The organism is Enterobacter sp. E12 (assembly GCF_014596715.2).
Taxonomy (GTDB): Bacteria; Pseudomonadota; Gammaproteobacteria; order Enterobacterales; family Enterobacteriaceae; genus Enterobacter; species Enterobacter bugandensis.
The window spans coordinates 1,003,014-1,029,486 of sequence record NZ_CP115601.1 but is presented as its reverse complement, the minus strand read 5'-3'; the positions used below and the strand labels follow the sequence as shown (position 1 = coordinate 1,029,486).

Sequence of the window (26,473 nt, the reverse complement as noted above, 5' to 3'; positions counted from 1 at the left end):
CCCTGGCCCTCTAAACATCAAAAACGGCAACGCAAGTTGCCGTTTTGCGTTTATTGCGGCCATAACCACGCCGCGCCGCGCACGCCGCTGGAGTCGCCGTGGACGGCTTTGCGGATCGGGGTTTCGCACTCGCCGCCGAAGACCCACTGTTTCACCAGATTTGGTACCGTGGCGTACAGCCGGTCAACGTTGCTCATGCCACCGCCGAGCACAATCACGTCCGGATCGAGAATGTTCACTACGTGCGCCAGCGATTTCGCCAGACGCATTTCGTAGCGGCTGAGCGCCAGTTCGGCCACCGGATCCTGTTCTTCCACCAAACGCATAATCTCGTTCCCCTTGAGGGGCTGGCCGCTCAGGCGGTGGTAGTCGGTCGCAAAACCGGTGCCGGAGATAAAGGTCTCGATACAGCCCTGCTTGCCGCAGTAGCACGGCACCTCGGCGCGGTATTTGAGTTCATCTTCATCCATCCACGGCAGCGGGTTGTGCCCCCACTCACCCGCCGTGCCGTTGCCGCCGATATGTGAACGTCCGCCAAAGGCCACGCCCGCGCCGCAGCCGGTACCGATAATCACCGCAAACACGGTCTGCGCTCCTGCGGCTGCACCATCAACGGCCTCTGAGACCGCCAGGCAGTTAGCGTCATTCGCCAGGCGCACTTCCCGGTTCAGACGCTGGCTCAAATCCTTATCAAACGGCTGACCGTTGAGCCAGGTAGAGTTGGCGTTTTTCACCACACCCGTATAAGGCGAAATGGAGCCGGGGATTCCCATCCCGACCGTGCCCCTCTCGCCCGTCGCCTGCTCGGCCATATCAACCAGCCGGGCAATCGTCTCGATCGTCTGGTGATAATCATCGCGCGGCGTCGGCAGACGGTGGCGGAACAGCTGTTCCCCCTGCTCGCTTAATGCGATGACTTCTGTTTTGGTGCCGCCCAAATCAATCCCAATACGCACAAGACTCTCCTCATTATTTTGATTATCAACAGAGTAGAAGCACGCTTCCCGATTAGCAATGCAAGCGATGCGACAATTCGTTATCATGCCCGCTGATTTAACGACAAGGCCGTGGAAATTATCATGCTGTGGTTCAAAAATTTGATGGTTTACCGTCTCAGCCGCGACGTTTCGCTGCGCGCAGAAGAGATGGAAAAACAGTTAGCCGCTTATAGCTTTTCCCCTTGCGGTAGCCAGGATATGGCGAAAACCGGTTGGGTTCCGCCAATGGGTTCACAAAGCGATGCACTGACCCACGCCAGCAGCACGGGTCAAATCATCGTCTGCGCCCGCAAAGAAGAGAAAATTCTGCCCACGCCGGTGGTTAAGCAGGCGCTTGAAGCAAAAATTTTCAAGCTGGAAGCCGAGCAGGGCCGCAAGCTGAAAAAAACCGAAAAAGATTCGCTGAAAGATGAAGTGCTGCACTCTCTGCTGCCGCGCGCCTTCAGCCGCTTCAGCCAGACGATGATGTGGATCGATACCGTTAACGGGCTGATCATGGTGGACTGCGCCAGCGCCAAAAAAGCGGAAGATACGCTGGCCCTGCTGCGTAAAAGCATCGGCTCTTTACCGGTCGTACCGCTGGCGCTGGAAACCCCGATTGAGCTGACCCTGACCGAGTGGGTCCGCAGCGGTACCGCGGCGCAAGGTTTCCAGATCCTGGACGAAGCCGAGCTGAAAGCCCTGCTGGAAGATGGCGGCGTGATCCGCGCGAAAAAGCAGGATCTGGTGAGCGACGAGATCGCCGTACACATTGAAGCGGGCAAAGTGGTCACCAAACTGGCGCTCGACTGGCAGCAGCGCATTCAGTTCGTGATGTGCGACGACGGTTCCGTGAAGCGTCTGAAGTTCTGCGACGAGCTGCGCGATCAAAACGAAGATATCGACCGGGAAGATTACGCCCAGCGCTTTGACGCGGACTTTATCCTGATGACCGGCGAACTGGCCGCGTTAATTCAGAATCTGGTGGAAGGTCTCGGCGGCGAAGCGCAGAGATAATTTCCCCTCACCCTGATCCTCTCCCCAAAGGGGAGAGGAAAGACGATTATTTCAGGTAGCGGCACAGATAAGAGGTCGGTTCAGCGACCTGCAAATGAAATTCGCTGTGGCCAGGGACGTTGAAAACTTGTCCGGCAGCGTAAACTTTCCATTCCGTTTCACCCGGCAGTAAGACGTTCAGCGCGCCGCTGACCACCGTCATCTCTTCCGCTTCCGCCGTGCCAAAGGTGTATTCCCCTTCAGCCATAACGCCCACACTGGCGCGGCCAGTGCTGCTGCTGGTAAAACCGATGGATTTCACTTTACCGGAAAAGTATTCGTTACTTTGAAGCATGAACTGGCCCTTATATTCAGAGATAAAAATTCACTATAGGGGCCATGCTCATCACCTGTCACGCAAAATCATTACGTCAGAAGTTCTGAGGCCAGGCGAGCCATTAGAACGTTGGATAACAGCACCGGCACGTCCAGCGCCTTTTGCAGTAAATCCCGGTGATGCTGGTGAAAACCAAGACAGTCCAGAATCAATACATCCGCCCCTCTCTCCAGCAGCTCCTTCCCGGCAGCAATGAGTTTAGCCTCGCTGTCCCAGAAGGGGTTTGCCAGCGCATACAGGGGCGTTTTTTCGAGCACGTGCCACTTTGCTTCCTGGTTGTCCATAAGCTCCTCGATGGGCACAATGACCCCCACCTGATGCCCGTCAACAATGGAGGCTACCAGCGGAGGAATAATGCGCATCGGCTCAAGCAAAATCGCATTGCGCGCGATGAGCCCCTTAATGGGGGCGGTGCTCATCAGCAAAATTACGTCATATTGCTGATTATCGAGTACTTCTATTACTGCCTGCAGCGAACGCTCTATTTTCTGCCGAGAAACATGCGCCAGTTTACCGTCGCTTAATAACGTCGCCAGGGGATCCTCCCCCGCCTCTACAGCGTAGTCTTCCATGACCTCTTCCCGGCTCATCTTACCCAGCAGGCTGAGATGCGTGATCTGTTGTTCAGATACATGCTCGGTTAAGAGCGGTAACACTTCGCTTACAGGGACCACACCAATGGTGAGGATCGCCAACGTTGCCTTCATCTTCTTCGCCTTCCATCACTACAAATACGTATACACAGGTACAGGCTCTCTACGCTGTACAGTTCGTTTTTTCAACAAAACAGCACCAAGCGTAGCAGGCGATCTCTGCCCTGAAATGTAAAGATCGCCTGCCGGTAACGGAGCTACCTGTAATAATTAAATATTAACTCCTGCTTAACATTTACGATGAGTAAAAAGTGTGATTCAGGCACGGTATTGGAGCGTTTAGGAAAACATTCACGACTTTTCGGGATCTTCGTAGCGCCGTTTGGCATCCAGCGCTTCCTGTTCAGTCTCATGTTCACTGATCAGCGAGTCCGGTTTGGGGTGATCGGCACGCAGCTGGTACCAGGTGACGGTCTGGTCGCCATTGCCTTTTTCAACGGTAACAATACGTGCTTCGCGCGGATAGGGAGGTCTGGTTGGCATAGCTCATCCTTTTTTTATGTCTGAGCTATCAGTATAGACGGCGGTTAGCTGGCACACGCCAGACGCAGGGCGGTAATAATCTGAATTACCACATCTTCCGGGGCCGCAGAGGCATCCACGACATGGTGTGCCGCTTCACGGTAGAGGGCATCACGCTCGGCCAGCACTTCGCTCACCTCTTCGCTGAGCGGTCGTGACGTCAGCGCCGGGCGTTGTCCCTCTTCAGGAAATGCTTCAAGTCGCCCTACCAGAGCCGCCACCGGCGCGCAGAGATAGATCACAATGCCTTTTTCGCGCATAAAGTGACGATTACATTCGGCCAGAACAATACCGCCTCCCGTCGCAATGACGGCTGACGGCGTGGTGACCGCTTTCAGCGCGGCCGTTTCGCGGGCGCGAAAGCTTTCCCATCCCTCTTGCTCCACGATGTCTGCGATGGTTTTGCCGGCCTCGGTCTGCAGCCAGTGGTCGGTATCAACAAACTGACGATGACATGCGCGTGCCAGTTCCACGCCAACGGTGGTTTTCCCACAGCCGCGGGGGCCAACTAAAAAGATGGGTTGGGTCATAGCCAGGTGTTCCCCTTGATGCCGAATGGCTGAAGAGTGTAAAGAAATAATTGCAGAAGATGTGTCGAATACTTTACTGCAAAGCGGTACGGGATGACAACCCTGTGGAGGCCACACTGTACCACATATTGACAATAATTATCATTACGCCGTACGGCGCTTCACTTCCAGCAGCCATTTATCCAGTTCGGCAGCAAACTGCTGGCGATCGCGCTGGGACAGGCTGTCCGGTCCACCGGTCTGCACGCCGCTGGCCCGCATCGTATCCATAAAATCACGCATAGTGAGTTTTTCCCGGATGGTTGAAGGCGAATAACGCTCGCCGCGAGGATTGAGCGCCGCCGCCCCTTTCTCCAGCACTTCCGCCGCCAGCGGAATATCGGCGGTGATGACCAGATCTTCCGCGCTGCACAGACGAACAATTTCATTATCTGCCACGTCGAACCCGGCCGGCACGCGGAGGGAGCGAATGAACCGCGAAGGCGGGACGCGAATATTCTGGTTCGCTACCAGCGTCAGCGGCATCTGAACGCGCTCGGCGGCGCGGAATAAAATCTCTTTAATCACATTCGGACACGCGTCCGCATCAACCCAAATCGCCATGTTGTCTCCCCATAATGACTCTGCCGACTATTGTCGCCTGCATTTCGTTGTTAAGCTATCAATCAGAGAAAACAACGCATAATGACGGAGAATCATGATGGACAAGAAAATCGGGTTTATCGGCTGCGGTAACATGGGCAAAGCCATCCTGGGCGGCCTGATCGCCAGCGGGCAGGTTCTGCCGGGTCAGATTTGGGTTTATACGCCGTCACCGGATAACGTCGCCGCGTTGCGCGATCAATACGGGATCAACGCCGCCGAAAGCGCGCAGGAGGTGGCCCAGGTTGCCGATATCGTCTTTGGTGCCGTTAAGCCGAACATCATGATCAAAGTGTTAAGCGACATCACCTCCAGCCTGAATAAAGAGACGCTGGTCGTGTCGATTGCCGCAGGCGTGACGCTCGATCAGCTGGCGCGCGCGCTGGGCCACGATCGTAAAATCGTCCGCGCGATGCCGAATACCCCCTCACTGGTCAACGCCGGTATGACCTCCGTCACCCCTAACGCGCTGGTGACTTCAGAAGAGGTGGCGGACGTGCTAAACATTTTCCGCTGCTTCGGCGAGGCGGAAGTGATTGCAGAATCCATGATCCATCCAGTGGTCGGCGTGAGTGGTTCAGCCCCCGCGTACGTTTTCATGTTTTTAGAAGCGATGGCGGACGCCGCCGTGCTTGGCGGTATGCCGCGCGCGCAGGCGTATAAATTCGCCGCGCAGGCTGTGATGGGCTCCGCCAAAATGGTGCTGGAGACCGGTAAACACCCGGGTGAACTGAAGGATATGGTCTGCTCCCCGGCCGGTACCACCATCGAAGCGGTGCGGGTGCTGGAAGAACGCGGGTTCCGTTCTGCGGTTATCGAAGCGATGGCAAAATGCATGGAAAAATCAGAGAAGCTGAGTAAATCCTGATGTCTGGCCGGGCGTCAGGCGGCCACTTCGGTGCGGCCGCGCCCGGCATTTTTCGCCTTATACAGCGCCACATCTGCCGCCTTCAGCCATTCCCGATAGTGCACAAACTGCGGCCCCCAGGGGGCCACGCCCACGCTGATGCGCAGAGGCTCCTTCGGCGCGCAGGGTAACGACAGCGTTTCCAGCCGCGCGTGAACCCGCGACATGACGGCGATGGCGCTTTCAGCGGCCGTCTGGGACATAATCACCGCGAACTCATCCCCGCCAAACCGGCCTATCGCATCGCCTGACCGTACCGACATCTGAAGCTGGCGGGTAATGGCCACGATGGCCTTGTCGCCTGCGTCGTGCCCCCAGGTATCGTTGATGTTTTTAAAGTGGTCGATATCAATCAGCAATATCGTGGCGGTGCAGTGGCTCCGGCGACAGTGCTCAAATTCATTGCGCAGCAGCATTTCCCAATGTCGGCGGTTAAAGACCCCGGTCATACCGTCACGGGTGCTCATCATTTCCAGCCGCCGCTTATGTTCCGCCAGCCTGACGGCCGTTCGATGGCTAAGCCAGGCAAACAGCATGGGATAAAGCATAAGGACAGGAAGCGTTAAGCCCCACTCCAGCGCCCCGGGATTAAAGGGCTGCGATCTGCCAGCAAGCGGTAACGTAAGCAGCGCAGTAAGCAGGGTGAGCACGATCCCCGCGATAAAAAGGCGGCAGCCGCCAGAGCCCATCATATTCATCCCCACCATCATCACCAGCGCCGCTGTGGGTAATACATACATCCCCATCACGCCGATCCAGACCCCGGCGATAACGGCATCCATCTTGAGGTTAAAAATTTCCTGCTGATGAGGTGAAGCGGCGCGGCAGGATAACTGCCAGGCAAAGTGCGGCCAGATGAATGCCCACCCCACCAGCAACAACCACCAGCCGCCGGGTAAAAAATGGCTGACCAGAATTTCCGCCACCGGGACAAACATCGCCGCCAGCCCGACAACGCGCGCCAGCCGGGCTCGCCTGGCAAACTGGATGCCGGTACGGTGAGGGTCATCCTGAGAAAGGGTTAAACTCCACTCTTCCCGAATGCGCTTTTTGTAGTAATAAATGTCATCATTCATCATTTTTGGGAATATTCTGAAACATTTTCCCAAATTATAGAGAGGGGATCTGCGGGGAAAGTATGAAATTTCGGGTGAGCCGCCGGAGCCGCTCACCCGTTAGAACTACACTTTTTTCTTCAGGCAGGCACTCATGAACTTGCTGCGATCGTCGCCCTTGAGGGACTGTTCGGTTGCTTTCGCATTACACTCGCGCATTTTTTGCTGCTGCGGCGTCAGGCTTTTTTCGCCGGGTTTCGCGGCGCCGTTTTTCAGGCAGTCGCTCATGTAGGTTTTACGTGCATCCCCCTTCAGACTCTGGGACGTCGCCTGTTGATTACAGGTGGTCATGCGTTGCTGTTGCGGCGTTAATGTTTTTTCTTCCGCGTTCGCCGAGGAGATCAGGAACAGGCCGGAGAGCAGAGTAACCAGTAATGTTGTTTTCATTGCACCATCCTTTTGTGAACATTCCCTGTAAGTCTGGTTCGTGACAGGAAAAAAACCACCCGGCAGATGTGATTTCGGCCGGGAATTTATCATTTCAGTTCCAGCGCGCAGAAATTGACGGTATCAGCATAACTGGCAGGGGTAATTAACAGGGAATGTAACGCGCTAAAAAGCGCGCTCTGTTTCAATTTATTTTCTTCATGTACAAATACAAAAATAAAACAGAGCGACTCCAGGCATCCTGCATGACAATCCTATGACATGTCAGTAACGGCTTAACTGCGCGGATGCCTCAACAGCTTCTTTACGTATTGCTGCAGCAACTCGGCATCCTCTGGCGGAACCTGCGTATCGGGCCGCGCCTTATCCAGCGCTCCTTCAATGCTTTCAATTAACGCCTGCTGATCCGATGTTGCCATCTGCCGCAGCAGCGCGGTGACAACTATTTCCAGCGCTTCGACCTGGGCGACCAGCTCTTTCGACTCCTCTTCCTTTTGTGCAAGCTTAACCAGCAACTCAGCAATGAGATTTTTCATCGTGCTATTTCCTTATGGGATTTCCTCTGAAATTAACACCAGGAATGAAATATGCAAAGCGGAGAAAAGTATTATCTTATGCAAAAGTGACATTGCCGCCAAATTAGCGCAGCGATCTTTTCAGCGAAACGTTTTCCTATAAAAAAACGCCGCATTTTGTTATATAAAAATGCGGCTACCATAAGAATATATAATACATCTGCGAAAAGGTTATTTCGCTGATTTCGCTTCCGCTATTTGTCTGCGGCGACGCAGGGCAATAGCCAGCTGGATAATATTGATTAAAACGACAATCGCCGTCGCGGCAAATACCCAGCGAAAACCCGCCATTGCAGATACGGACGCACCAATAAGCGGACCGGCGACGTTGCCTAAATACATAAACGACTGGTTATAGCCAAAAATACGCCCCGTGACCTGGTCGCTGGAATATTTGACCAGCAATGTCTGTACGGCGGGCAACATAGCGCCATCCGCAAAGCCGAGTAAAAACCGCAGCACGCCCAGCTGAAGCGGAGAGGTAACAAACGACATGGCGAAAAAGAGCACCACCGCAAAAATCAGCGTCGCCATCAGGATGCGCGCCGTGCCGATCCTGTCGCCCAGTTTTCCCAGACGCGGGGCAGAGATCAGCGCGGAGACGCCCGGCACGGCGGCAATCATGCCGCTGAGAAAGGCGATATTGTTGCTGTCCGGCTCCATCGACTTGATAAACAGCGCCAGAATCGGGCCGACCGAACCGTTGCAGAGCTGGATCACCATGGTGGTGACAAACAGGCTAATTACGAGTCCCGGGTATGGCAGCGAGGCGAAGACGGCCTTGCCGCTCAGGCGCTCAGATTTACTGATAACGGGGCGGCCCCCCTCTTTGATAAGAAAGAGCGTAACCAGAAAGCTGATCACCAGCAGGATTGCGGTGATGATGAATACCGCGCGCAGACCGACATGGTCAGCCAAAAAGCCTCCCAGCAGCGGGCCGCCGATAACGCCGCTGATCTGGGCGGTGGAGAGCGTACTCAGCGCCCAGCCGCTGCGCTCGCGCGGCACCTGAGAGGCAACCAGCGCCATGGCGTTGGGAATATACCCGGACGTCAGCCCCATCACCGCCCGCAGGAAAAACAGCTGCCAGACGTTGGTGGCGAAGGCCTGGAGCAGAATAGCAATCGCCATCCCGAGGGAGGCGCGCAGCAGCATCAGCTTGCGCCCTTTCCGATCCGCCAGGCTGCCCCACATCGGTGACACAATGGCGGAGACCAGAAACGTGACGCTGAACGTCAGCCCGGACCACATGGACAGCGCTTCGTGGGAGCTGACCCCCAGCTGTGACACGTACAGCGGCAGGAACGGCAGGATCTGGCTGATGGCAAGCCCGGTGAAGAAGCAGCCGAACCAGACCGAGATGAGATTAACTTTCCAGGATTCCATACAGAAATAGTCTTCATTTTTAGGCGAATTCGCCGTCAGATTAGCAAGTTACGCGCCTTAACGTCGCACCAGAGATGCGGCCTCGCTGACTTTGGTGTTTTATCTTCCCAGTCATCATATTTGTGAAATAAGTCACAATTCATCCATTTTCTGGCGGAAGATTATGCTTCAGCGGCAGAGACCAAAGCCGCGCATTCCCAGATGAAAATGGCTGGCGTGCGCCGCGTTATATTCCGGCCCAAGACCGTTTCCGTAGTAACCGCAGCTTGCCGCCAGCAGAGCCTTCAGCCAGGGCTGCGTTTTTGCCGATTTCCAGCCGTTAAGTACCGTAACGCGCTCTCCGTTCGCCAGCCGAAAAGCGGCGATATCCAGCGCCTCTGCCGTGGCATGCTCGCTGCGCCGGGCATCGGGCCGGTGGTAGATATTGCGGCAGGCAAAGCTGCCGAGGTGCTCAATGCGCGTCAGTTCACTGCCGGTAAAGCGTTTAGTCAGGGGCCGGGCCTGCTGGCTGACAAACAGGGCTGAGCTGAGCGCCAGCGGACAGCTGGCAAGAAAACTGCCGTTCAGGCTCACCGGGCCAAAGTTACGCACGCGCACGACGTTGTTCAGCGGGCATTCCCCGCCGCTGTCAGCGACCGCCTGGGTGCGGATTAGGTTTTTTTGATTAGCCTGCGCTAACAGACTCGCGCAGGCTTCGGGCGTTAAGCGTCGCAGCTTATATTGGGTAATACGGCCAGGCGGGTCGTCCAGGTTCAGCGGCGTGAAAGGGTTGTAGTAAGACGGCAGCCAGCGATAGCCCGCCGTTGCGATTGCCCCAAGGATGAAAATGGTCAGCAGCGTTTTTCCTTTCACTCTCCCCCCTCACTGTTCCCCAAAACATTATGGCAGAAGGCCGCGAAACCCGCAGGGCATCGTGGTATGTTATTGGCTTTTCGTCAGACTGGAAGAGAGTGAGATGGCAAAGCAGCGCGTAGGTATTGTCTTTGGGGGAAAATCAGCGGAGCACGAGGTTTCATTGCAATCGGCTAAAAATATCGTCGATGCGATCGATAAAAGCCGTTTCGACGTGGTGCTGTTGGGCATTGATAAACAGGGCCAGTGGCATGTTAACGATGCCAGCCAGTATCTGCTGAATGCCAACGATCCGGCACACATCGCCCTTAATCCTTCGGAAATTAGCGTCGCCACCGTACCCGGCGTCGTGAAAGGTCAGCTCATCGACGCAGGCAACGCGCAGGCTCTCGCCCAGATCGACGTGGTCTTCCCCATCGTGCACGGCACCCTCGGCGAAGACGGTTCCCTGCAGGGAATGTTACGCATGGCCAACCTGCCGTTCGTGGGCTCGGACGTGCTGGGCTCCGCCGCCTGCATGGACAAAGACGTCACCAAACGCCTGCTGCGCGATGCCGGGCTGAATATCGCGCCGTTCGTGACGCTCACCCGCGCCAACCGCGACAAGCACAGCTTCGTGCAAATTAGCGCTGAACTGGGTCTGCCGCTGTTTGTGAAGCCAGCCAACCAGGGCTCCTCCGTGGGAGTCAGCAAAGTCACCACCGAAGCAGAGTTCACGCAAGCCGTCCGTCTGGCATTCGAGTTCGACCATAAAGTGGTGGTTGAGCAGGGGATCAAAGGCCGCGAAATTGAGTGCGCGGTGCTGGGCAACGATTTCCCACAGGCCAGCACCTGCGGTGAAGTGGTATTAAACAGCGACTTCTACTCGTACGACACCAAATACATTGATGATAAAGGCGCCCAGGTTGTTGTTCCTGCGGATATCGATCCGGCCATTAACGATAAGATCCGGGCGATCGCCATTCAGGCCTATCAAACGCTCGGCTGCAGCGGCATGGCGCGCGTGGACGTGTTCCTGACGCCGGAGAACGAGGTGGTGATCAATGAAATCAACACGCTGCCGGGTTTCACCAATATCAGCATGTATCCTAAACTGTGGCAGGCCAGCGGGCTTGGCTACTCTGAGCTGATCACCCGCCTGATCGAGCTGGCGCTGGAGCGTCATGCCGCCGACAGCGCCCTGAAAAGTTCCGTTAACGGCTAATCGGCACCCTTAGCCGTCTCCTCCGCTGTCGTCTCTTCCGGACGGCGGCGGATTATCAGCCCTGCCAGCCAGAAACTGATTACCCAGGTCACCAGGCCCACGGCATAGGTTTGCCAGCCTTTCGCTTCAAATCCCAACAGCCCCACGACGCCGTTAAGAATAAAGATCAGCCCGATAGCAAAGGCGTAGTAGTGCCAGTCACGGCGAAGTTTGGACGTGAGCTTCATAACAACTCCGGCAGGAAAAAAAGACATCCTCTCACAGTTTCACCGCCAGGTCTGTGGCAGATGCGGAAATTCTGAAATGCGGTGCAGTTTCATTTAAGTTAACAAATTGTGACATGCTGCAGAAATCAACAATCCAGGAGAAATCCTGAGCGAAAATTACCACGATTCTGATATTGACAAATGCGATGACCTGTCAAACTCACCCCGTAAGACGCGTATTAAAACAGAGTGATATTTCGGGAGGTCAACATGGCTGACTTTACATTGTCGAAACCGATTTTTGGCGGCAAACCAAAAACCTCCACGGCGGGTAATATCGCGTATGCCCTGTTTGTCCTGTTCTGCTTCTGGGCTGGCTCCCAGCTGCTTAATATGCTGGTGCACGCGCCGGGCGTTTATGAACACCTGATGCAGGTGCAGGATAATGGACGCCCGCGGGTTGAAATCGGGTTTGGCGTGAGCACGCTGTTTGGCCTCGTTCCCTTCCTCGCGGGGTGTATGATTTTAGGCGTTGTCGCGCTCGTCCTGCGCTTTCGTCGTCGCCATTAAAGCCCCATACAGCGAGCCCGGCGATCGTCCACGCGTTTTGCGAACCATGCGGTGGTCAGGTTACGCGTGATCTTCGGGCTTTCCAGCTGAATCCCCGGCAGAATTGCCCTCGGCAACGTTTTCCCACTCTTCTTATCGGCAAGCGCAAACACTTTCTTGTAGAGATCCGTTTTCTCAAATGCCAGGCTGTCGCCTTTCTCAAGCTGACGGCGAATATCGCTGTTGCTCATATCAAGCGTTGTCGATAATTTCCGGATCGCCCGCTCGGTGCTTCCCGCCTCGCTGCTGCCGTAGGCGATAAGATCGCCGTCCAGCGCCAGCTTAACGCCGCTTGCGCGGCTAACCGCGCTCTGAAACGCCGCGTTACGGCTGGCATACCAGCCCGCGTTAAAGTCTGCAAAGCGGTACAAGGGCTCGCTGTAGTTCGCCGGATAGTTCAGCAGATGATACGTGCCGAACCACAGCCCGCCGCGCAGGGAGAAGACCTCCTGACGCACCGTACCGTCAATTTCCCACGGATAGCCGTCGGTATGCTTCTCGGCAAACGCAATGCTCACCTGCATCGGGCCGCCGGTGTGAACCGGGTTCAGTGAGCCAAACAGTTTCTGCCCCATCGGCACCATGTTAATGAAATCATCAAAGATGGCGCTGAGCTGTTTTTCGGTTTTCACCGTGTCCAGCCGCTCGCTGTAGCTTTTGCCGTTTGGCGAAGTGATTTTCAGCGCGGTATGCACGAGGAATACCGGGATATGCATCGATTCCGCGCGGCGGTCGATCTCTTTCCAGGCAATTTTGTTGAGACCCGGCACCACCGGGTCTGACTGGTACATCGACTCCTGCTGCGCCACCGCCAGCACCGAGCAGATATTATCCTCGGTTGGGGCAATCTTCTGGCTTTCAAAGGTTTTTGCCAGCGCATCCGCCCACGCATTGCGATCCTTCACGCTGGCGGGCATTTTTTGCCGCACAACGCTTGCGACATCCACGGGCTTCTCGCCCTTTTTAAGCGGAGCGGCCCCTTTTTCGGCACAGCCCGCCAGAACGAGGGCAGCCAGCAAGGACAGCGGTAACGCACGCGGTACGGCAAAAGACATAGCAACTCCCTGTATTAGCTAAATGTGTTGGTGACTTCCTGCAGGTCCCGATCGTCCAGCTCATGTTCAAAGCTGCGCAGACGTTTGTAGATGGACATCAGCTCCACCAGCGTGGTCCAGGAGTTGATCAGATACTGGAACGAGTTTCTGACCTGATCGAACACGTTGGTAATCTGGGTCAGTAAGCCCAGCGTGATTGTTCCCGCAACAATAGACGGGAACAACAGGAATAGTCCAAAAACAGTATCGACCTGCAGATAGAAAATACGGGCAATATTGAAATACATGTAGTGGAAATAGAGCCGGAAATAGTTGAAACGGACGTTGCGGAACAGCTCTTTTATCGTCGGGGGCGCAGCGCGCGTTGGGTCGTCCTCTCCGTAGACCAGCTCTTTACGATAGGCCGCTTCAACACGCTGATTCTTAAACTCTAAGCCCGGCAGCTTAATCCCGACGACGGCAAGCAGGCCAGTGCCCATAAGCGACCAAATCAGCGCCGGGATGAGCAGGCCGTACGGTAAATGTCCGACAATCGGCAATGCTGAAATATGCGGAGAAAGCGCGACCAGAATCGGTAAGAACGCAAACAGTTTCAGGATGGCATTAAGCAGGCTGACGCCCATATCCTCAAGCGTTGACGCAAAACGCATGGTGTCTTCCTGAACACGCTGAGCAGCACCTTCAATATGGCGCAGACGCTCCCAGTGGGTCATGTAGAATTCGTTCATCGCCGTACGCCAGCGGAAGACGTAATGGCTGACGAAGAAATTATTCAGCACCGCCACGGTGACAGCGATCATCGCAATGCCCATAAAAATTTTTAACTGATTATAAAGCTCGCCAATTGGCACCCTGTTAGGGGCGCTCAGCGCTTTCTGGATGAGATCGTAGAACGGGGCATACCACGCGTTAATGGCTACGCTCACTTCGACCAGAAACCAGGTGACAAAAATAATCAGCGACGTTCCGAGAATGGACCACGTCTGCCAGCGATGAGGGGAATAATTAAACCAGAACAGCGCAAACAGCCCGACGCACAGCGCGTAATAGGCATAAAACAGCAGATAGCTGAACGACCAGAAGCGCGCCGCGCTAATCGGCACCTCGCCTGTCGCCCCCACGATGCGTGTCAGCCATGCACCGCCGCCCGCCAGCCAGAACACGACTGCGATCAGTGCCCAAATAAATGCCGACAGGAAAAAAGGCCCCGGCTTTGGGAAAAAAGACTTAAACATGATACTTCCTTCTTGTTGTTATGGTTGTTGCTGTGCTCAACACATTACCACACGAATACCTTGCCCGAGCCGGACCCCGGCTCGGGCAAAAAGGTCAGACCCGTGGGTTGATTATTAGTTCGCTTTCCAGTTTTCGAGAATTGTTTCGGTGCGTTTCACCGCGACAGGGTTCGCTGGCGCAATGAAGTTTCGCCAGACGTCGTTGTGGTGGTGAATCAGGATCTGTGCTTCGGCAGCCGGGCGGTTGGCGGTGGTGTGGGCATCTTCCGCCACGGTAATGTGGTAACCCCGGCTGACGCCATTCTTGACCGTGGCGTCAACGCAGTAATCGGTGGCGCAGCCGCAGATGACAAACTCGCGAATGCCCTGCTCGCGTAACAGCGCCTCAAGCCCGGTGTTATAGAAGGCATCGCAGGCGGTTTTAGTCACGTACAGCGCGCCAGCAGGTTGATGGAGTTCAGGCAGCAACGCAAACCCGTCACTTCCCTCTTCCAGCCCCCCGGCCTCGGCATGCTGAATAAAAATCACCGTGTCGGCAGCCTGCGTAAGCTGGTTGATCAGAGAGACACACGTCTCGCGCTGATGACGCGGGGTTTCAAACACCCCGTTCTGCATATCAACCACCATTACCACACGCTTTTCAGACATACCGTTCTCCGCAAGATTGAGTAACACTGGTGCCTATCATAAGCCCGATGTCACAAAATGGGAGAGCACTCGCAGGGAAATTCTTCATATTTACCCATGGTTACGTTTTTCTCGCTATGGTTATGCTATTCGGGGCATTGCACGGTGCCGATTAGTAGTATAAATACCCATTACTTTCCTCATTCACTTCATGGATGCTTTTCGTTGAAACGTTGTCTGCTCTCTTTTGCCGCGCTGTGTGCGGTGAGCTTCTCCACCGCCCAGGCAGCCCAGCCGCTGACGGCGCCCGTTTTGGCTTCCGATATTGCCGATCGCTACGCGAACCTTATCTATTACGGCAGCGGCGCGACAGGAATGGCAATGGTGGTCATCGACGGCAACCAGCGCGTTTTCCGCAGCTTTGGTGAAACGCGTCCAGGTAATAACGTTCGTCCGCAGCTGGATTCCGTTGTGCGCGTCGCGTCCTTAACCAAGCTGATGACCAGCGAAATGCTGGTGAAGTTGCTCGACCAGGGCGTGGTAAAGCTCGACGATCCGCTCAGCAAATACGCCCCGCCGGGTGCCCGCGTGCCGACGTATCAGGGCACGCCAATTCGCCTGGTGAACCTCGCGACGCACACCAGCGCTCTGCCGCGCGAGCAGCCGGGCGGCGCGGCGCACCGCGACGTTTTTGTCTGGCCAACGCGCCAACAGCGCTGGAACTACCTGAGCACCGCCACGCTGAAATCCGCCCCGGGCTCGCAGGCCTCTTACTCGAACCTGGCGTTCGATCTGCTGGCGGATGCGCTTTCAACGGCGGCGGGCAAACCTTACCCGCAGCTGTTTGAAGAGCAGATCACGCGTCCGCTGGGCATGAAAGACACCACCTTTACCCCTTCCCCGGACCAGTGCAAACGCCTGATGGTGGCAGAGAAAGGCGCAAGCCCCTGTAACAACACGCTGGCGGCCGTGGGCAGCGGCGGGGTCTATTCCACCCCTGGCGACATGATGCGCTGGATGCAGCAGTTCCTTTCTTCGGATTTTTACTCCCGCAGCAGCCAGGCCGATCGTATGCAGACCCTTATCTATCAGCGTACTCAGCTGCATCGCGTCATCGGGATGGACGTGCCGGGTAAAGCCGATGCGCTCGGCCTGGGCTGGGTCTATATGGCGCCGAAAAATGGCCGTCCGGGCATCATTCAGAAAACCGGCGGCGGTGGTGGATTCATTACCTACATGGCAATGATTCCGCAGTCCAACGTGGGCGCGTTTGTGGTAGTCACCCGTTCTCCGAACACGCGCTTCGTTAATATGAGTGACGGCATCAATAACCTGGTGGCCGAACTGAGCGCCAATAAAGCCCAGGTGCTTACTGCGTCTAACTGATCTTAATATTCCGTGGGCAAGCGGTTGATGCTGACCAGCTTGCCCCGGCTCATATTGATGTAGTTCCCCTGACGCAGCGCAGCCAGGACTTCTGCAACGACCGAACGTGAAATACGTGTGCTACGCTGAATATGATTCATAACGCCAATTTTTGAGCGCAGCGAGTCATCCCACTCGGCCATATTGATCAACATCGCCCGGATCTGACTATAAGAGTTATTTCCCACCAGCTGCAGGTCACGCTTGCCCAGAATATGGTTAATCCATGACACCCAGCAGAAAGCATCCTGCCAGAGATGATTTTGCTGAATAAGTTGACGCGTGGCAGAGACCGGTAAATAAAATCCAGAACAGGTTGTGTGTGTCATCATGGAATATTCCAGATAACTATCATTTATCCATGCATTCAAACCATAGATAAAAGGTGCCTGCGCAATGCCCATCAGAAGTTCATCAGATTTACGATGGATAGCAGTAAGACCAGAGTGTATTACAAAAGTAAATGGCTCATCATCATTATTACCGGTTGTTATTAATTGCTGTGGTTCGATCTTAAAGGGGGTACCGGCGACTTCCAGACATTTTGCGAGCCGGCTTAATTCAGAAAGTGGTTTCGCATTAACGTTCATGCATACCTCAGAGCATCTGTATCTGTCGGTTCTTTATTATTTTTAAACCATATAAAAAAGCGGGGGAAAATATCCCCCGCGCTTTCTATTTACCAGGTATATTTCACACCCAGGTTTGCTCCCCAGTTCTGGTCAACGTCGCCGCCGCCCAGATAAGTCGCATCGGTGTAAGCACTGAAGTTTTTGGTGAAGCTGAACTGGGTGCCCAGCCCAACGCGAACCGCAGAGCCTTCGACGCCGTTATCAATGCTGTCAGAGTTGATATCAGCATTATTGTCAGCATCGTCATAGACGTAAGCCAGCTTGAAGTACGGGGTCAGCGCCTGTTCGCCGCCGTAGTTGAAGGTATAACCCGCATCCAGGCCAAGTTCATAACGCATGCTGTCGTAAGACTGACCATCGATACGCATGTCGTTGCTCAGCTGGTAGTCGTCGCCTGACTGGAACAGACCGGAAATCGCCGCATAAGGGGTGATATAGCCTGAGAGGTTTGGTTTCCAGTCATAGCCCAGCTTCATCCCGAAGCCAACAGCGTCAGAGGTGGTGTCACCGTCAACATACTGACCGTTGCTCATGGTTGCAGAGAGGTCATTGTTAAAGCGGGTGTAGTTCAGTGAGCTGTCGAGGAAGACGTTGTTCGCAAACGTCGCAGACGCGTAGATCATCGCAGTCTGGCTGTCCTGATCGACCTGACCCGTACGATCGCTGATATCGCCTTTCGCAAAACCAGCTGCACCACCGACGATCCACTTCGCATTATTACCGTCAATCTGCGTGTCCAGACCAACCATAATGCCGCTTACGTCCTGATCGTAGCTGACGGTGCCGTTATCCGCGTCAAAATTGCCGCCGAAATAGCTCACCCACGCTCCGCCGTTGTCTGCCAGGCCATGACGGCTGTTGGTCAGACGCGTACCCACGGTATCCTGCTGGAGATTCCAGATATTGGTGTTGGCAGAAGGAATGCTCAGCGCCATGTTGGCGTAGTCAGTCAGCTCTTTCTGCTGGAGAACAACGGTGTCACCCTCCTGCTGCGCCTGATAGGTGTAAGCACCTAAATCAGCTTTGTTTGCAGCAGTAAAGCTGGCTGCGGTATCTGCGTTATTGTCGTAGACGCGAATGATCTCTTTGTTTTTGTAGTCGGCAACTGAACCAGCGCCGGTTGCATCGTCGATGCGCACCTTGTAGTTACCGGCAACGTCACCGTTCACCGCCAGATGGCCGTCGGAGTTCAGCGCGACAACACCGTAGTCATACTCCGCGTTGTAGCGATCGTTAGTGATATAGCGTGCGTTGTTCAGATCACTGTTCAGCACATAATCGCGGCTGGCAACGTTGAGCACGCCGCCATCGGTCAGTACCATATTGTGCGTATCAACCTGACCCAGACCCAGCGCCAGCTCGGCACCGTTGTCTACGGTAATGGTGTTGGCATACAGCTCTGCTGTCTCTTCAGTCAGTGCCGCACGGCTATAGCTGTCCAGATACAGGCTGTCGGTTGCCACGGCTCCGCTGTCGCCAATATTCATGGTTGAAGCATTGGTCAGGGTGATTGAATCCGCCAGCAGGCCGGAGTTTTCAACATTGACCTGAGACTGGTTGTTCACCGTCAGCGCATCAATGTTGGAGACCTTGCGGGTATCCCACTCGGAACCGTTATCCAGCGCCACATTGAACAGGCCGCTTTGGTACACCTCTTCACCAGCAACGTGACCGTTGCTGTCGAAGGTAGAATCAGGCCAGATGCTGTTCGGGGACAGAGCGTGCCAGTCAACGTTGCTGTAGCCCTGGCCATACATCTGCGCAGTGCCGATAGCTTCAACGCTGGACTGCGCTGCACCGACCCACTTGCTGCCGTTGGTCAGCGTAACATCCAGTGTATCGGTACCGTCCCAGCCGTTGGTGGTTGGGTTATAGACACCATCTTCAGTGGTATCCGTTGCCGGATCGCCATTCTCGTAGAAGTTGTTATCAAAGGTGCTGGAGAAAAGAATGTCACCCGTTACGGTAGAGTGATCGAAGGTAGCGGTGGTCTGCATGGCGTTATCAGACGCGCCGGCCGCAACGATCAGCGCCGCATCATCCGCAACCGAGGCGTTGGTTTCACCGTAGTCGCTCGGCTTCGCCGTTTGACCGTAGAACCCGTTGGTGCCCAGATCGCTGTACGCACCAGAGGTCAGCACGGAGTCTTTCACCACCAGCGTATCGGTAAAGACATTGCCGCTGTTAGCAACGCCTTCAACGCCGTCGTATGGTGTGTTATCCAGTTCCTGATAACCCTGCGTCAGCGTGATACCCGCGACGTGGGAGTTGTTCTGAATAACGATATCAGATTCAACGTCCAGGGTAATTGCGTTACCCAGACCATAGGTGTCCAGATAATGCGTTTCAGTATTCTCGCCATTGACGACATCATACGCGTAATGCTCGTAGGCATCGTTGATGGTGGAGTTATCAACGGTCAGGCTAAATCGATCGTACTGGGTATGACTGGTGCCGTCAGTATCCACGCCATCTGCACACGTCGTGGTCATACACTCTGACGTGATCATGCCGTTAATGGTGCTGTTAGAAATACTCAACGCGTTTGCACGGCCATTGACCCCATCATCCAGATAGTAAGTCGAAATAACACCGTTTACGGTTGATTTATTGATGACCGGATAAATGTCACCATCATGGGTGGCATCCGAGTAATCCCAATCTGCGTAGCCATAATACCACGGCGTAGATGCGGTATTATCATATCCAAAAGTATTATATGTCGTACCGGAAATATCTTTCGCATTAGCCTGAGAAGCGATAGCCAGCGTACAAGCTAATGCAAGTTGAGATACAACCAGTTTCTTTTTCCATGTTTGCATTGGGTCATCCCTCCTCAGGGACGTAAGCATGTTTGTCCATCAATGAATTTGCAATGTTTAATTGCGGAGGGAATTATGCAGTTTCATTTCGAAAAGGTTCAATGAATGTTTCCATTAAGTCCGTATACAGACAAATAACACATCCAGCCCCAAAAAGCATGAGGCGCTATAAAATAAATATTATAAAAACAGAAAGTTAATACACAACCACATCAATGATGACATCATATAATTAAAAATAATGAATCACTTTAAATTATGTATTCATTTCAATATAGAAATAAAATGAATATCTCATTCCCCTCTCAGCGTTATACTGACCTGCATTATATATTAATGACAGAGAATCTAACCTGCCGCATTTCGCAAAAACAAAATGCCCAATTTCGTAAAACACCCCTCTTCACTTTCATGTACACTAGTCTTCTTTGTTCCACAAACATCAGGCATACCATGACCGATTTAATTGCACGTCCCCGCCGCCTGCGTAAGTCACCCGCACTGCGCGCTATGTTTGAAGAGACAACACTGAGCTTAAACGATCTGGTGTTGCCGATTTTTGTTGAAGAAGAGATTGATGACTACAAAGCCATCGAAGCTATGCCGGGCGTGATGCGCATTCCTGAGAAGCATCTGGCCCGCGAGATTGAACGCATTGCCAACGCGGGGATCCGCTCGGTGATGACCTTCGGCATCTCCCACCATACCGACGCCACCGGCAGCGATGCATGGAAAGAAGATGGCCTTGTGGCCCGCATGTCCCGCATCTGCAAAGATACCGTGCCAGAAATGGTGGTCATGTCCGACACCTGCTTCTGCGAATACACCTCCCACGGGCACTGCGGCGTGCTGTGCGATCACGGCGTGGACAACGATGCCACCCTGCTGAACCTCGGCAAGCAGGCGGTCGTGGCTGCCGCTGCGGGTGCGGACTTCATCGCGCCCTCTGCGGCGATGGACGGACAGGTTCAGGCTATCCGTCAGGCGCTGGATGCGGCAGGCTTTACCGACACCGCCATCATGTCCTACTCCACCAAGTTTGCCTCCTACTTCTACGGTCCGTTCCGTGAAGCAGCGGGTACGGCGCTGAAGGGCGATCGTAAGACCTACCAGATGAACCCGCTGAACCGCCGGGAAGCGATTCGTGAATCCCTGCTTGATGAAGCCCAGGGCGCAGACTGTCTGATGGTGAAACCTGCTGGCGCCTATCTCGATATTCTGCGCGACATCCGCGAGCGCACCGAACTGCCGCTGGGGGCATACCAGGTGAGCGGTGAATACGCGATGATCAAATTCGCCGCGCTGGCCGGTGCCATCGACGAAGAGAAAGTGATCCTCGAAAGTCTGGGCGCGATCAAACGCGCGGGCGCGGATCTGATCTTCAGCTACTTCGCGCTGGATCTGGCCGAGAAAAAAATCCTCCGCTAATCTTCACCAAACTGCAATACAACCGACATCTGCTCCTTCTACTGTCTTCGCAAGACGGCAGGAGGAGTAATCATGTTTAGCCTCGATAGCGTTCTCGACGATCTTTGGCCTCAGGCGAGGCCTGCACCCTGGCAAAAAAGTCTGTTAAAAAGGCTGTTTTACGAAGAAGAATTCCAGCTGTTTGCCGCCGCTCACCGCCACCTGAAAGGACTGGATATGGTGGAGCAAGTTCTGGAGCACCTTGATATTCTCTGCACCGTTTCCGCCCGCGATCTCGAACAAATCCCCGAACATGGCCCACTGGTTATTATTGCCAACCACCCGACAGGCACGCTGGACGGGTTGGCGCTGATGTACGCCGTCTCCCGCGTGCGGCGCGACGTTAAAGTCGTGACCAACCGGATGCTGACCCACCTTGAGCCTCTCAGTTCGCTGTTTATTCCGGTGGACAATATGGGCGGCAGGACGGCGAAATCGTCTCTGGTTCAGATGGAGCAGCATCTGCAAAACGCGGGCGTGCTGATCTTCTTCCCGGCGGGTGAAGTTTCACGCCCCACGCGCAAAGGCATTCGCGATAAAAAATGGCACTCCGGCTTTATCAAACTCGCCAGCAAGCTGCGCGCCCCGCTGCTGCCGGTGCATATTCAGGCGCATAACAGCCTGCTCTTTTATGTCAGCACGCTGGTGTCGCCGACATTGTCGATGCTGCTGCTAATGCAGCAGATGTTCCGCCGCCGCCACAGCCAGCTGCCGATTAAAATCGGCCAGCAAATCGCCTGGCATCACTGGCATAGCGCCACTCTTTCGTCACGTGAGATGGCCGAGCAGTGCCGTCAGCACGTGATGCGTCTTGGCAAGGGATTGCCTGGCGTCTTCAAAACCCAGTGCGCCATTGCTCGGCCGGAAGACCGGGCCACCCTGAAACGCGAGCTGGCGCAGGCGGAGTGTCTGGGTAAAACCAGTGACGGTAAAACCATCTACCTGTGGCAGCGCAACGGGCAGGAAGAGGCACCTCTTCTGCGCGAGCTGGGCCGCCTGCGCGAGATTGCGTTTCGCGCGGTGGAGGAAGGGAGCGGTAAACGCCGGGACACCGACAGCTACGATGACGATTATCTGCACCTGATCCTCTGGGATGAAGAGGATCTGGAGATCGTCGGCGCGTATCGCTTTATGCCGACGGCCATGCAGATCGAAAAACGCGGCGTTGAAGGTCTGTACAGCTACAGCCTGTTCCACTACGACGACAAAATGCAGGACGTGCTTGAGCACGGCATTGAGCTCGGGCGCAGCTTTATTCAGCCGCGCTACTGGGGGCGTCGTGGTCTGGACTATTTATGGTCCGGCATCGGGGCTTACCTGGCGCGTTACCCACATTATCGCTACCTGTTTGGCCCCGTCTCCATCTCCGGCGGCTTACCGCCTGCGGCACGGGATCTGCTGGTCGCCTTTTACCGCCTGTGGTTCCCGGCGACGCATCCGCTAGCCGCGTCACGTCAGCCGTATCCGGCATCCTTACCGGACGTGCTGGCACAGTTTGGCGGCGTGGATTACGTGGACGATTTGACGAAGCTGAAATCCCTGCTCGGCAATCTGGGCTGCGGCATACCGCCGCTGTATAAACAGTATTCCGAGCTATGCGAGCCCGGCGGCGTGCAGTTTATTGATTTTGGCAGCGACCCGGCGTTCAACAATTGCGTAGACGGTCTGGTGCTGGTGGATTTGTGCTACCTGAAGGCGAACCGCTATCAGCGGTATATTGAGGCGCACCTTTAATTGGCCGGCAATTGTGCACCGTTTTCGCCGGGTAGCGCTGCGCTTACCCGGCCTACGGGTACTACAGGATCAGGGGCGGTAAAACGGCTTATCCCCCAAAATCGTCGCCCGCTGCATAATCCGGCGCTGCGGCAGATAGTCCGCGTTGGCGTAGTGCTGCGTCACGCGGTTATCCCAGATCGCCAGGTCGTTCTCCTGCCAGCGCCAGCGCACCTGAAACTCCGGTTTAGTGATATGTGCGAACAGGAAACCTAACAGCGCGTCGCTCTCTTTTTCCGTCACGTCCACAATGCGCGTCGTGAATCCTTCGTTCACGAACAGCGCCTGCTTGCCCGTGACCGGATGGGTGCGCACCACCGGGTGCAGCAGCGGCGGATGCTTCGCCACCGCCTCCAGCCAGCGCTGATGCTCCTCTTCGCTTTTACGGTACTTGTATTCCGGGAACGATTTTTTGAAGTCGTGCTCCGCCCGCAGGCCGCTCAGCAGCGTCCGGAACGGCGCAGAGAGCGCCTCAAACGCCGCAATCCCGCTCGCCCACAGCGTATCGCCGCCGGTCTCTGGCAGTAATTTTGCTGCCAGAATTGCCCCGGCGGGCGGCGTCTCGATAAAGGTGACGTCCGTGTGCCAGTTGTCGTTGTCCGGCGGGTTATCGTTGTGGGTATCCAGAACGATAATCTCCTCCACCCCTTCCGCATGCGGATAGACCGGGTGAATATGCAGGTCGCCAAAACGCAACGCCAGCGCGCGCTGCTGCTGCGGGGTGATCGCCTGCTCGCGCAGGAACACCACCTGATGGCGCAGCACCGCGTGGTACAGCTGCTCAAACTGGTTATCGCTCAGCGGGCGGGACACATCCAGGCCCGACACCTGCGCGCCAATATACGGCCCCAGCGGGGTGATGGTCAGTCGTTCACTCATTGTATTTCTCCATGCCAGGGCGTCAGGCGGCGCTGTAGCGCGCGCAGCCCCAGTTCTAACCCGAAGGCGATCGCGGCAATCACCGCGATCCCTGCCAGCACCACGTCAGTCGCCAGGAACTCTCCCGCCGACTGAACCATAAACCCTAATCCTCGCGTGGCGGCGATCAGCTCTGCCGCCACCAGCGTGGACCAGCCCACGCCGAGGCCAATGCGCAGCCCGGTTAAAATCTCCGGCAGCGCGCCGGGTAGAATCACGAACAGCAGCACCTGCGTACGGCTGGCCCCCAGCGACTGCGCCGCACGAATGCGCACCTGCTGGGCACTCTTCACGCCCGCCAGCGCCGACATGGCAACCGGCGCGAAAATCGCCAGATAAATCAGCAGAATTTTCGACGTTTCGCCGATACCGAACCAGATCACCATCAGCGGCAAATAGGCCAGCGGCGGCACCGGGCGGTAAAGCTCAATCAGCGGGTCAAGGATGCCGCGCACCGTCGGGCTTAGGCCCATCGCGATCCCGACCGGGATACCGATAACCACCGCCGCCAGCAGCGCCACCAGAATGCGCGTCAGGCTTGCGCCGAGATGCTGCCAGAGCGTAGCGTCCATAAAGCCCTGCGGCCCGGCGATGGAGATGAGTTTCGCCAGCACCTGTCCCGGCGGCGGCAGAAACAGCGGGCTGACCCACTGCTGGGCCGCAACCGCCCACCACGCAGCCAGCAGCACCAGCAGCGTACCGACGCTCAGAGTAATTTGACGTGAGAAAGGCCAGCGCAGCGCCAGACGCGTGCGGCGCGTTTTTTCACTGAAGACGATGCTCATGAGAACGCCTCCCGCTGTTCGAACACGCGGCTTAAGACGTATTCACGCTGCTCAATAAACCGCGGTTCGGATTTGATGCTGCGCACCGGCTCTCCCGCGACGTAGCGACGGGCAAATTCAAGCGGCAGCCGCTCCAGCACGCGCCCCGGCCCCGGCGAGAGCAGCACCAGCTCGGTCGCCATAAACACCGCCTCTTCGATATCGTGGGTAATTAACAGCACCTGCTTGCCCGTCTCATGCCACAGGCGCAGCAGCAGGGTTTGCATCTGCTCGCGGGTAAAGGCGTCCAGCGCCCCGAACGGCTCGTCCAGCAGCAACAGCTGCGGATTCGCCGCCAGCGCGCGGGCGATCCCGACACGCTGTCGCTGGCCGCCGGAAAGCTGCCAGATAAAGCGTTTTTCCGCCCCTTCCAGCCCCACTTTTTTCAGCATCGCCCGCGCGGTTGCCAGCCGCTGTTCACGGTTCACACCCGCAAGCTGTAGCCCAAACGCTACGTTCTCCTGCACGTTGCGCCACGGAAGCAATCCTTCGTTCTGAAAGACCACGCCGCGCTCGGCGCCAGGGCCATCCACCTTTTTGCCTTCCAGCTGAATGGTGCCGTGCTGATACGGTACAAACCCGGCGATCAGATTCAGCAGCGTGGTTTTTCCGCAGCCGGACGGGCCGAGCACCACCAGTAGTTCACCGCTGCCCAGCGTCAGGTTGATGTCCTCCAGCGCGGGTTTACCACCGTAATCGGCATACAGGTTCGTAATGTTCAGCATGGCGGACTCCTTATTTCACAAAGCGGTCGGTGACGTACTGACTGTAATCCGCCGCGACCGCAGGCACTTTGCCCTGCTCTTTCAGGAAGGTTGCGGTATCTACAATCGCTTTGCTCACCGGCCCGTTTAGCTGCTGCACCTGCTGCGCGGGGGTCAGATAGGTATTGCCCTTCACCAGCCCCGGCACGTCCGCTTCCGGCACGCCGCTCAGGCGGGAGAGTTTTTTCAGATTGGCGGGCTGCTTCAGCCACTCATCCGGGTTGCTGATGTACGGCTGCTGGGCGTCAATCGCGCTTTTCGCGAAGGCTTTGACTACCTCAGGATGTTTCTCGGCGAAGTCTTTACGCACCACCCACACGTCGAGGGTTGGCGCGCCCCACTGGCCCACTTTTTCGGAGTCGGTCAGCACGGTGCCGTCTTTTTCCAGCTCGTTTACTGCCGGTGCCCACACGTAGGCCCCGTCAATATCCCCGCGCTGCCAGGCGGCGATAATCGCCGGCGGCTGAAGATTGATGATTTGCACCTGCCCCGGCTTGATGCCCCAGTGTTTGAGCGCCGCCAGCAGGCTGTAGTGGGTGGTGGAGATAAACGGCACGGCGATGCGTTTGCCGATCAGGTCTTCCGGTTTGGTGATGTTTTTCTTCACCACCAGCGCTTCGGAATTACCAAGCTGCGAGGCGAGGAGGAACACCTCAATCGGTACATGCTGGCTGGCCGCGACCGCCAGCGGGCTGGAGCCGATATTGCCAATCTGCACGTCGCCGGAAGCTAACGCACGCACGACGGACGCACCGCTGTCGAACTTGCGCCAGTCGACTTTCGCGCCGCTCTCCTTCGCAAAGGTATTGTCCGCCTGCGCAACCTTCGCCGGCTCAGCCGAGGTTTGATACGCGACGGTAACGTCCACCGCCTGCGCCTGAAATGCCCACAGCGCCAGCGCGCCGAGAAGTGTGATTCGCGATGAAATTGCCATAGTGCCTGCTCCCCTGTTGTTATGAGGGCAGTATTTCCG

General features: G+C 55.8%; 28 protein-coding genes. 7 read left to right on the top strand and 21 right to left on the bottom strand.

The window, feature by feature from the left end:
* Positions 1-50: 50 nt before the first annotated feature.
* Positions 51-956, bottom strand: coding sequence for a fructokinase (gene mak, locus IB212_RS04880; protein ID WP_041911102.1), 906 nt, complete (start codon positions 954-956; stop codon positions 51-53).
* Positions 957-1,079: 123 nt separating this feature from the next.
* On the opposite strand from mak, the gene rdgC reads away from it, so the two are divergent.
* A complete protein-coding gene (gene rdgC, locus IB212_RS04875; protein WP_014882739.1) occupies positions 1,080-1,994 on the top strand; it encodes a recombination-associated protein RdgC in 915 nt (304 codons plus the stop codon).
* Between the two features lie 46 nt (positions 1,995-2,040).
* Here the strand turns inward: rdgC and ppnP are convergent, their stop codons facing one another.
* The 5 genes from ppnP to IB212_RS04850 all read right to left on the bottom strand — a co-directional run bounded on the left by ppnP (position 2,041) and on the right by IB212_RS04850 (position 4,678).
* Positions 2,041-2,328 carry a pyrimidine/purine nucleoside phosphorylase gene (ppnP, locus tag IB212_RS04870; RefSeq protein WP_008503270.1) on the bottom strand — a complete coding sequence of 96 codons (288 nt, stop codon included), beginning with the start codon at positions 2,326-2,328 and terminating at the stop codon, positions 2,041-2,043.
* Positions 2,329-2,399: 71 nt separating this feature from the next.
* Entirely contained in the window at positions 2,400-3,077 is a 678-nt protein-coding gene (locus tag IB212_RS04865) for an AroM family protein (RefSeq protein ID WP_028012129.1), read from the bottom strand.
* A gap of 237 nt (positions 3,078-3,314) precedes the next feature.
* Entirely contained in the window at positions 3,315-3,506 is a 192-nt protein-coding gene (gene yaiA / locus IB212_RS04860) for a protein YaiA (RefSeq protein WP_003859135.1), read from the bottom strand.
* A gap of 44 nt (positions 3,507-3,550) precedes the next feature.
* The gene (gene aroL / locus IB212_RS04855) at positions 3,551-4,075 is read right to left on the bottom strand and encodes a shikimate kinase AroL (protein ID WP_028012127.1); all 525 of its coding nucleotides are present in this window, start codon (positions 4,073-4,075) and stop codon (positions 3,551-3,553) included.
* 144 nt (positions 4,076-4,219) lie between these two features.
* A complete protein-coding gene (locus IB212_RS04850; protein WP_010428006.1) occupies positions 4,220-4,678 on the bottom strand; it encodes a YaiI/YqxD family protein in 459 nt (152 codons plus the stop codon).
* Between the two features lie 97 nt (positions 4,679-4,775).
* Here IB212_RS04850 and proC point away from each other — a divergent pair, with 97 nt between their 5' ends.
* Positions 4,776-5,585: a pyrroline-5-carboxylate reductase gene (gene proC / locus IB212_RS04845; RefSeq protein ID WP_041911103.1), complete on the top strand. Its 810-nt coding sequence runs from the start codon at positions 4,776-4,778 to the stop codon at positions 5,583-5,585.
* A gap of 14 nt (positions 5,586-5,599) precedes the next feature.
* Here the strand turns inward: proC and adrA are convergent, their stop codons facing one another.
* The 5 genes from adrA to IB212_RS04820 all read right to left on the bottom strand — a co-directional run bounded on the left by adrA (position 5,600) and on the right by IB212_RS04820 (position 9,939).
* The gene (adrA, locus tag IB212_RS04840) at positions 5,600-6,703 is read right to left on the bottom strand and encodes a diguanylate cyclase AdrA (RefSeq protein WP_041911104.1); all 1,104 of its coding nucleotides are present in this window, start codon (positions 6,701-6,703) and stop codon (positions 5,600-5,602) included.
* Positions 6,704-6,805: 102 nt separating this feature from the next.
* Positions 6,806-7,126 carry a phosphate starvation-inducible protein PsiF gene (gene psiF, locus IB212_RS04835; protein WP_041911105.1) on the bottom strand — a complete coding sequence of 107 codons (321 nt, stop codon included), beginning with the start codon at positions 7,124-7,126 and terminating at the stop codon, positions 6,806-6,808.
* 275 nt (positions 7,127-7,401) lie between these two features.
* The gene (gene iraP, locus IB212_RS04830; RefSeq protein ID WP_028012123.1) at positions 7,402-7,662 is read right to left on the bottom strand and encodes an anti-adapter protein IraP; all 261 of its coding nucleotides are present in this window, start codon (positions 7,660-7,662) and stop codon (positions 7,402-7,404) included.
* A gap of 210 nt (positions 7,663-7,872) precedes the next feature.
* The gene (locus IB212_RS04825) at positions 7,873-9,087 is read right to left on the bottom strand and encodes a multidrug efflux MFS transporter (protein ID WP_041911106.1); all 1,215 of its coding nucleotides are present in this window, start codon (positions 9,085-9,087) and stop codon (positions 7,873-7,875) included.
* Between the two features lie 168 nt (positions 9,088-9,255).
* Positions 9,256-9,939: an extensin family protein gene (locus tag IB212_RS04820; protein ID WP_041911107.1), complete on the bottom strand. Its 684-nt coding sequence runs from the start codon at positions 9,937-9,939 to the stop codon at positions 9,256-9,258.
* 103 nt (positions 9,940-10,042) lie between these two features.
* Between IB212_RS04820 and ddlA the strand changes: the two genes are divergently transcribed.
* Positions 10,043-11,143 (top strand): D-alanine--D-alanine ligase, encoded by a 1,101-nt coding sequence (gene ddlA, locus IB212_RS04815; protein ID WP_041911108.1) that lies wholly within the window; start codon positions 10,043-10,045, stop codon positions 11,141-11,143.
* Here ddlA and IB212_RS04810 read toward each other — a convergent pair.
* Positions 11,140-11,370, bottom strand: coding sequence for a DUF2754 domain-containing protein (locus tag IB212_RS04810; RefSeq protein WP_028012119.1), 231 nt, complete (start codon positions 11,368-11,370; stop codon positions 11,140-11,142). The genes ddlA and IB212_RS04810 overlap by 4 nt on opposite strands.
* Before the next feature lie 249 nt (positions 11,371-11,619).
* Here IB212_RS04810 and IB212_RS04805 point away from each other — a divergent pair, with 249 nt between their 5' ends.
* Entirely contained in the window at positions 11,620-11,919 is a 300-nt protein-coding gene (locus IB212_RS04805) for a DUF2755 family protein (RefSeq protein ID WP_014882725.1), read from the top strand.
* Here IB212_RS04805 and IB212_RS04800 read toward each other — a convergent pair.
* The 3 genes from IB212_RS04800 to IB212_RS04790 form a co-directional block, all read right to left on the bottom strand.
* Positions 11,916-13,013 carry a DUF1615 domain-containing protein gene (locus IB212_RS04800; RefSeq protein WP_041911109.1) on the bottom strand — a complete coding sequence of 366 codons (1,098 nt, stop codon included), beginning with the start codon at positions 13,011-13,013 and terminating at the stop codon, positions 11,916-11,918. The two genes, IB212_RS04805 and IB212_RS04800, sit on opposite strands and share 4 nt — an antisense overlap.
* Positions 13,014-13,027: 14 nt before the next feature.
* On the bottom strand, positions 13,028-14,248 hold the full coding sequence (gene sbmA / locus IB212_RS04795; RefSeq protein WP_028012117.1) for a peptide antibiotic transporter SbmA: 1,221 nt from the start codon (positions 14,246-14,248) through the stop codon (positions 13,028-13,030).
* A 114-nt stretch (positions 14,249-14,362) separates the two neighbouring features.
* The gene (locus IB212_RS04790; RefSeq protein WP_041911110.1) at positions 14,363-14,896 is read right to left on the bottom strand and encodes an isochorismatase family protein; all 534 of its coding nucleotides are present in this window, start codon (positions 14,894-14,896) and stop codon (positions 14,363-14,365) included.
* A gap of 204 nt (positions 14,897-15,100) precedes the next feature.
* On the opposite strand from IB212_RS04790, the gene ampH reads away from it, so the two are divergent.
* A complete protein-coding gene (gene ampH / locus IB212_RS04785; RefSeq protein WP_041911111.1) occupies positions 15,101-16,261 on the top strand; it encodes a D-alanyl-D-alanine-carboxypeptidase/endopeptidase AmpH in 1,161 nt (386 codons plus the stop codon).
* Positions 16,262-16,263: 2 nt separating this feature from the next.
* Here the strand turns inward: ampH and IB212_RS04780 are convergent, their stop codons facing one another.
* Both IB212_RS04780 and IB212_RS04775 read right to left on the bottom strand, forming a co-directional pair.
* A complete protein-coding gene (locus IB212_RS04780; protein WP_041911112.1) occupies positions 16,264-16,890 on the bottom strand; it encodes a helix-turn-helix domain-containing protein in 627 nt (208 codons plus the stop codon).
* An 89-nt stretch (positions 16,891-16,979) separates the two neighbouring features.
* Positions 16,980-19,754 carry an autotransporter outer membrane beta-barrel domain-containing protein gene (locus IB212_RS04775; RefSeq protein WP_041911113.1) on the bottom strand — a complete coding sequence of 925 codons (2,775 nt, stop codon included), beginning with the start codon at positions 19,752-19,754 and terminating at the stop codon, positions 16,980-16,982.
* Between the two features lie 453 nt (positions 19,755-20,207).
* On the opposite strand from IB212_RS04775, the gene hemB reads away from it, so the two are divergent.
* Both hemB and IB212_RS04765 read left to right on the top strand, forming a co-directional pair.
* On the top strand, positions 20,208-21,182 hold the full coding sequence (gene hemB / locus IB212_RS04770; protein WP_041911114.1) for a porphobilinogen synthase: 975 nt from the start codon (positions 20,208-20,210) through the stop codon (positions 21,180-21,182).
* A 72-nt stretch (positions 21,183-21,254) separates the two neighbouring features.
* The gene (locus IB212_RS04765; protein ID WP_041911115.1) at positions 21,255-22,955 is read left to right on the top strand and encodes a lysophospholipid acyltransferase family protein; all 1,701 of its coding nucleotides are present in this window, start codon (positions 21,255-21,257) and stop codon (positions 22,953-22,955) included.
* A 69-nt stretch (positions 22,956-23,024) separates the two neighbouring features.
* On the opposite strand, the gene tauD is transcribed toward IB212_RS04765, so the two are convergent.
* From tauD to tauA, 4 genes are read right to left on the bottom strand one after another with little or no spacing between them, the layout of a single operon-like run.
* Entirely contained in the window at positions 23,025-23,873 is an 849-nt protein-coding gene (tauD, locus tag IB212_RS04760; protein WP_041911116.1) for a taurine dioxygenase, read from the bottom strand.
* Positions 23,870-24,697, bottom strand: coding sequence for a taurine ABC transporter permease TauC (gene tauC / locus IB212_RS04755; protein ID WP_041911117.1), 828 nt, complete (start codon positions 24,695-24,697; stop codon positions 23,870-23,872). The genes tauD and tauC overlap by 4 nt, the downstream gene beginning before the upstream one ends.
* On the bottom strand, positions 24,694-25,461 hold the full coding sequence (gene tauB / locus IB212_RS04750) for a taurine ABC transporter ATP-binding subunit (RefSeq protein ID WP_041911118.1): 768 nt from the start codon (positions 25,459-25,461) through the stop codon (positions 24,694-24,696). Before tauB ends, tauC begins: the two co-directional genes overlap by 4 nt.
* Positions 25,462-25,471: 10 nt before the next feature.
* Positions 25,472-26,434, bottom strand: a complete 963-nt coding sequence (gene tauA, locus IB212_RS04745) for a taurine ABC transporter substrate-binding protein (RefSeq protein WP_041911119.1) — start codon at positions 26,432-26,434, stop codon at positions 25,472-25,474.
* Between the last annotated feature and the right edge of the window lie 39 nt (positions 26,435-26,473).

What these genes read in the sequence shown, in the direction of transcription:
- rdgC (WP_014882739.1), top strand. Translation starts at nt 1,080, where the DNA reads ATGCTGTGGTTCAAAAATTTGATGGTTTACCGTCTCAGCCGCGACGTT.
- ppnP (WP_008503270.1), bottom strand. Translation starts at nt 2,328, where the DNA reads ATGCTTCAAAGTAACGAATACTTTTCCGGTAAAGTGAAATCCATCGGT.
- IB212_RS04865 (WP_028012129.1), bottom strand. Translation starts at nt 3,077, where the DNA reads ATGAAGGCAACGTTGGCGATCCTCACCATTGGTGTGGTCCCTGTAAGC.
- yaiA (WP_003859135.1), bottom strand. Translation starts at nt 3,506, where the DNA reads ATGCCAACCAGACCTCCCTATCCGCGCGAAGCACGTATTGTTACCGTT.
- aroL (WP_028012127.1), bottom strand. Translation starts at nt 4,075, where the DNA reads ATGACCCAACCCATCTTTTTAGTTGGCCCCCGCGGCTGTGGGAAAACC.
- IB212_RS04850 (WP_010428006.1), bottom strand. Translation starts at nt 4,678, where the DNA reads ATGGCGATTTGGGTTGATGCGGACGCGTGTCCGAATGTGATTAAAGAG.
- proC (WP_041911103.1), top strand. Translation starts at nt 4,776, where the DNA reads ATGGACAAGAAAATCGGGTTTATCGGCTGCGGTAACATGGGCAAAGCC.
- adrA (WP_041911104.1), bottom strand. Translation starts at nt 6,703, where the DNA reads ATGATGAATGATGACATTTATTACTACAAAAAGCGCATTCGGGAAGAG.
- psiF (WP_041911105.1), bottom strand. Translation starts at nt 7,126, where the DNA reads ATGAAAACAACATTACTGGTTACTCTGCTCTCCGGCCTGTTCCTGATC.
- iraP (WP_028012123.1), bottom strand. Translation starts at nt 7,662, where the DNA reads ATGAAAAATCTCATTGCTGAGTTGCTGGTTAAGCTTGCACAAAAGGAA.
- IB212_RS04825 (WP_041911106.1), bottom strand. Translation starts at nt 9,087, where the DNA reads ATGGAATCCTGGAAAGTTAATCTCATCTCGGTCTGGTTCGGCTGCTTC.
- ddlA (WP_041911108.1), top strand. Translation starts at nt 10,043, where the DNA reads ATGGCAAAGCAGCGCGTAGGTATTGTCTTTGGGGGAAAATCAGCGGAG.
- IB212_RS04810 (WP_028012119.1), bottom strand. Translation starts at nt 11,370, where the DNA reads ATGAAGCTCACGTCCAAACTTCGCCGTGACTGGCACTACTACGCCTTT.
- IB212_RS04805 (WP_014882725.1), top strand. Translation starts at nt 11,620, where the DNA reads ATGGCTGACTTTACATTGTCGAAACCGATTTTTGGCGGCAAACCAAAA.
- IB212_RS04800 (WP_041911109.1), bottom strand. Translation starts at nt 13,013, where the DNA reads ATGTCTTTTGCCGTACCGCGTGCGTTACCGCTGTCCTTGCTGGCTGCC.
- sbmA (WP_028012117.1), bottom strand. Translation starts at nt 14,248, where the DNA reads ATGTTTAAGTCTTTTTTCCCAAAGCCGGGGCCTTTTTTCCTGTCGGCA.
- IB212_RS04790 (WP_041911110.1), bottom strand. Translation starts at nt 14,896, where the DNA reads ATGTCTGAAAAGCGTGTGGTAATGGTGGTTGATATGCAGAACGGGGTG.
- IB212_RS04780 (WP_041911112.1), bottom strand. Translation starts at nt 16,890, where the DNA reads ATGAACGTTAATGCGAAACCACTTTCTGAATTAAGCCGGCTCGCAAAA.
- IB212_RS04775 (WP_041911113.1), bottom strand. Translation starts at nt 19,754, where the DNA reads ATGCAAACATGGAAAAAGAAACTGGTTGTATCTCAACTTGCATTAGCT.
- hemB (WP_041911114.1), top strand. Translation starts at nt 20,208, where the DNA reads ATGACCGATTTAATTGCACGTCCCCGCCGCCTGCGTAAGTCACCCGCA.
- IB212_RS04765 (WP_041911115.1), top strand. Translation starts at nt 21,255, where the DNA reads ATGTTTAGCCTCGATAGCGTTCTCGACGATCTTTGGCCTCAGGCGAGG.
- tauD (WP_041911116.1), bottom strand. Translation starts at nt 23,873, where the DNA reads ATGAGTGAACGACTGACCATCACCCCGCTGGGGCCGTATATTGGCGCG.
- tauC (WP_041911117.1), bottom strand. Translation starts at nt 24,697, where the DNA reads ATGAGCATCGTCTTCAGTGAAAAAACGCGCCGCACGCGTCTGGCGCTG.
- tauB (WP_041911118.1), bottom strand. Translation starts at nt 25,461, where the DNA reads ATGCTGAACATTACGAACCTGTATGCCGATTACGGTGGTAAACCCGCG.
- tauA (WP_041911119.1), bottom strand. Translation starts at nt 26,434, where the DNA reads ATGGCAATTTCATCGCGAATCACACTTCTCGGCGCGCTGGCGCTGTGG.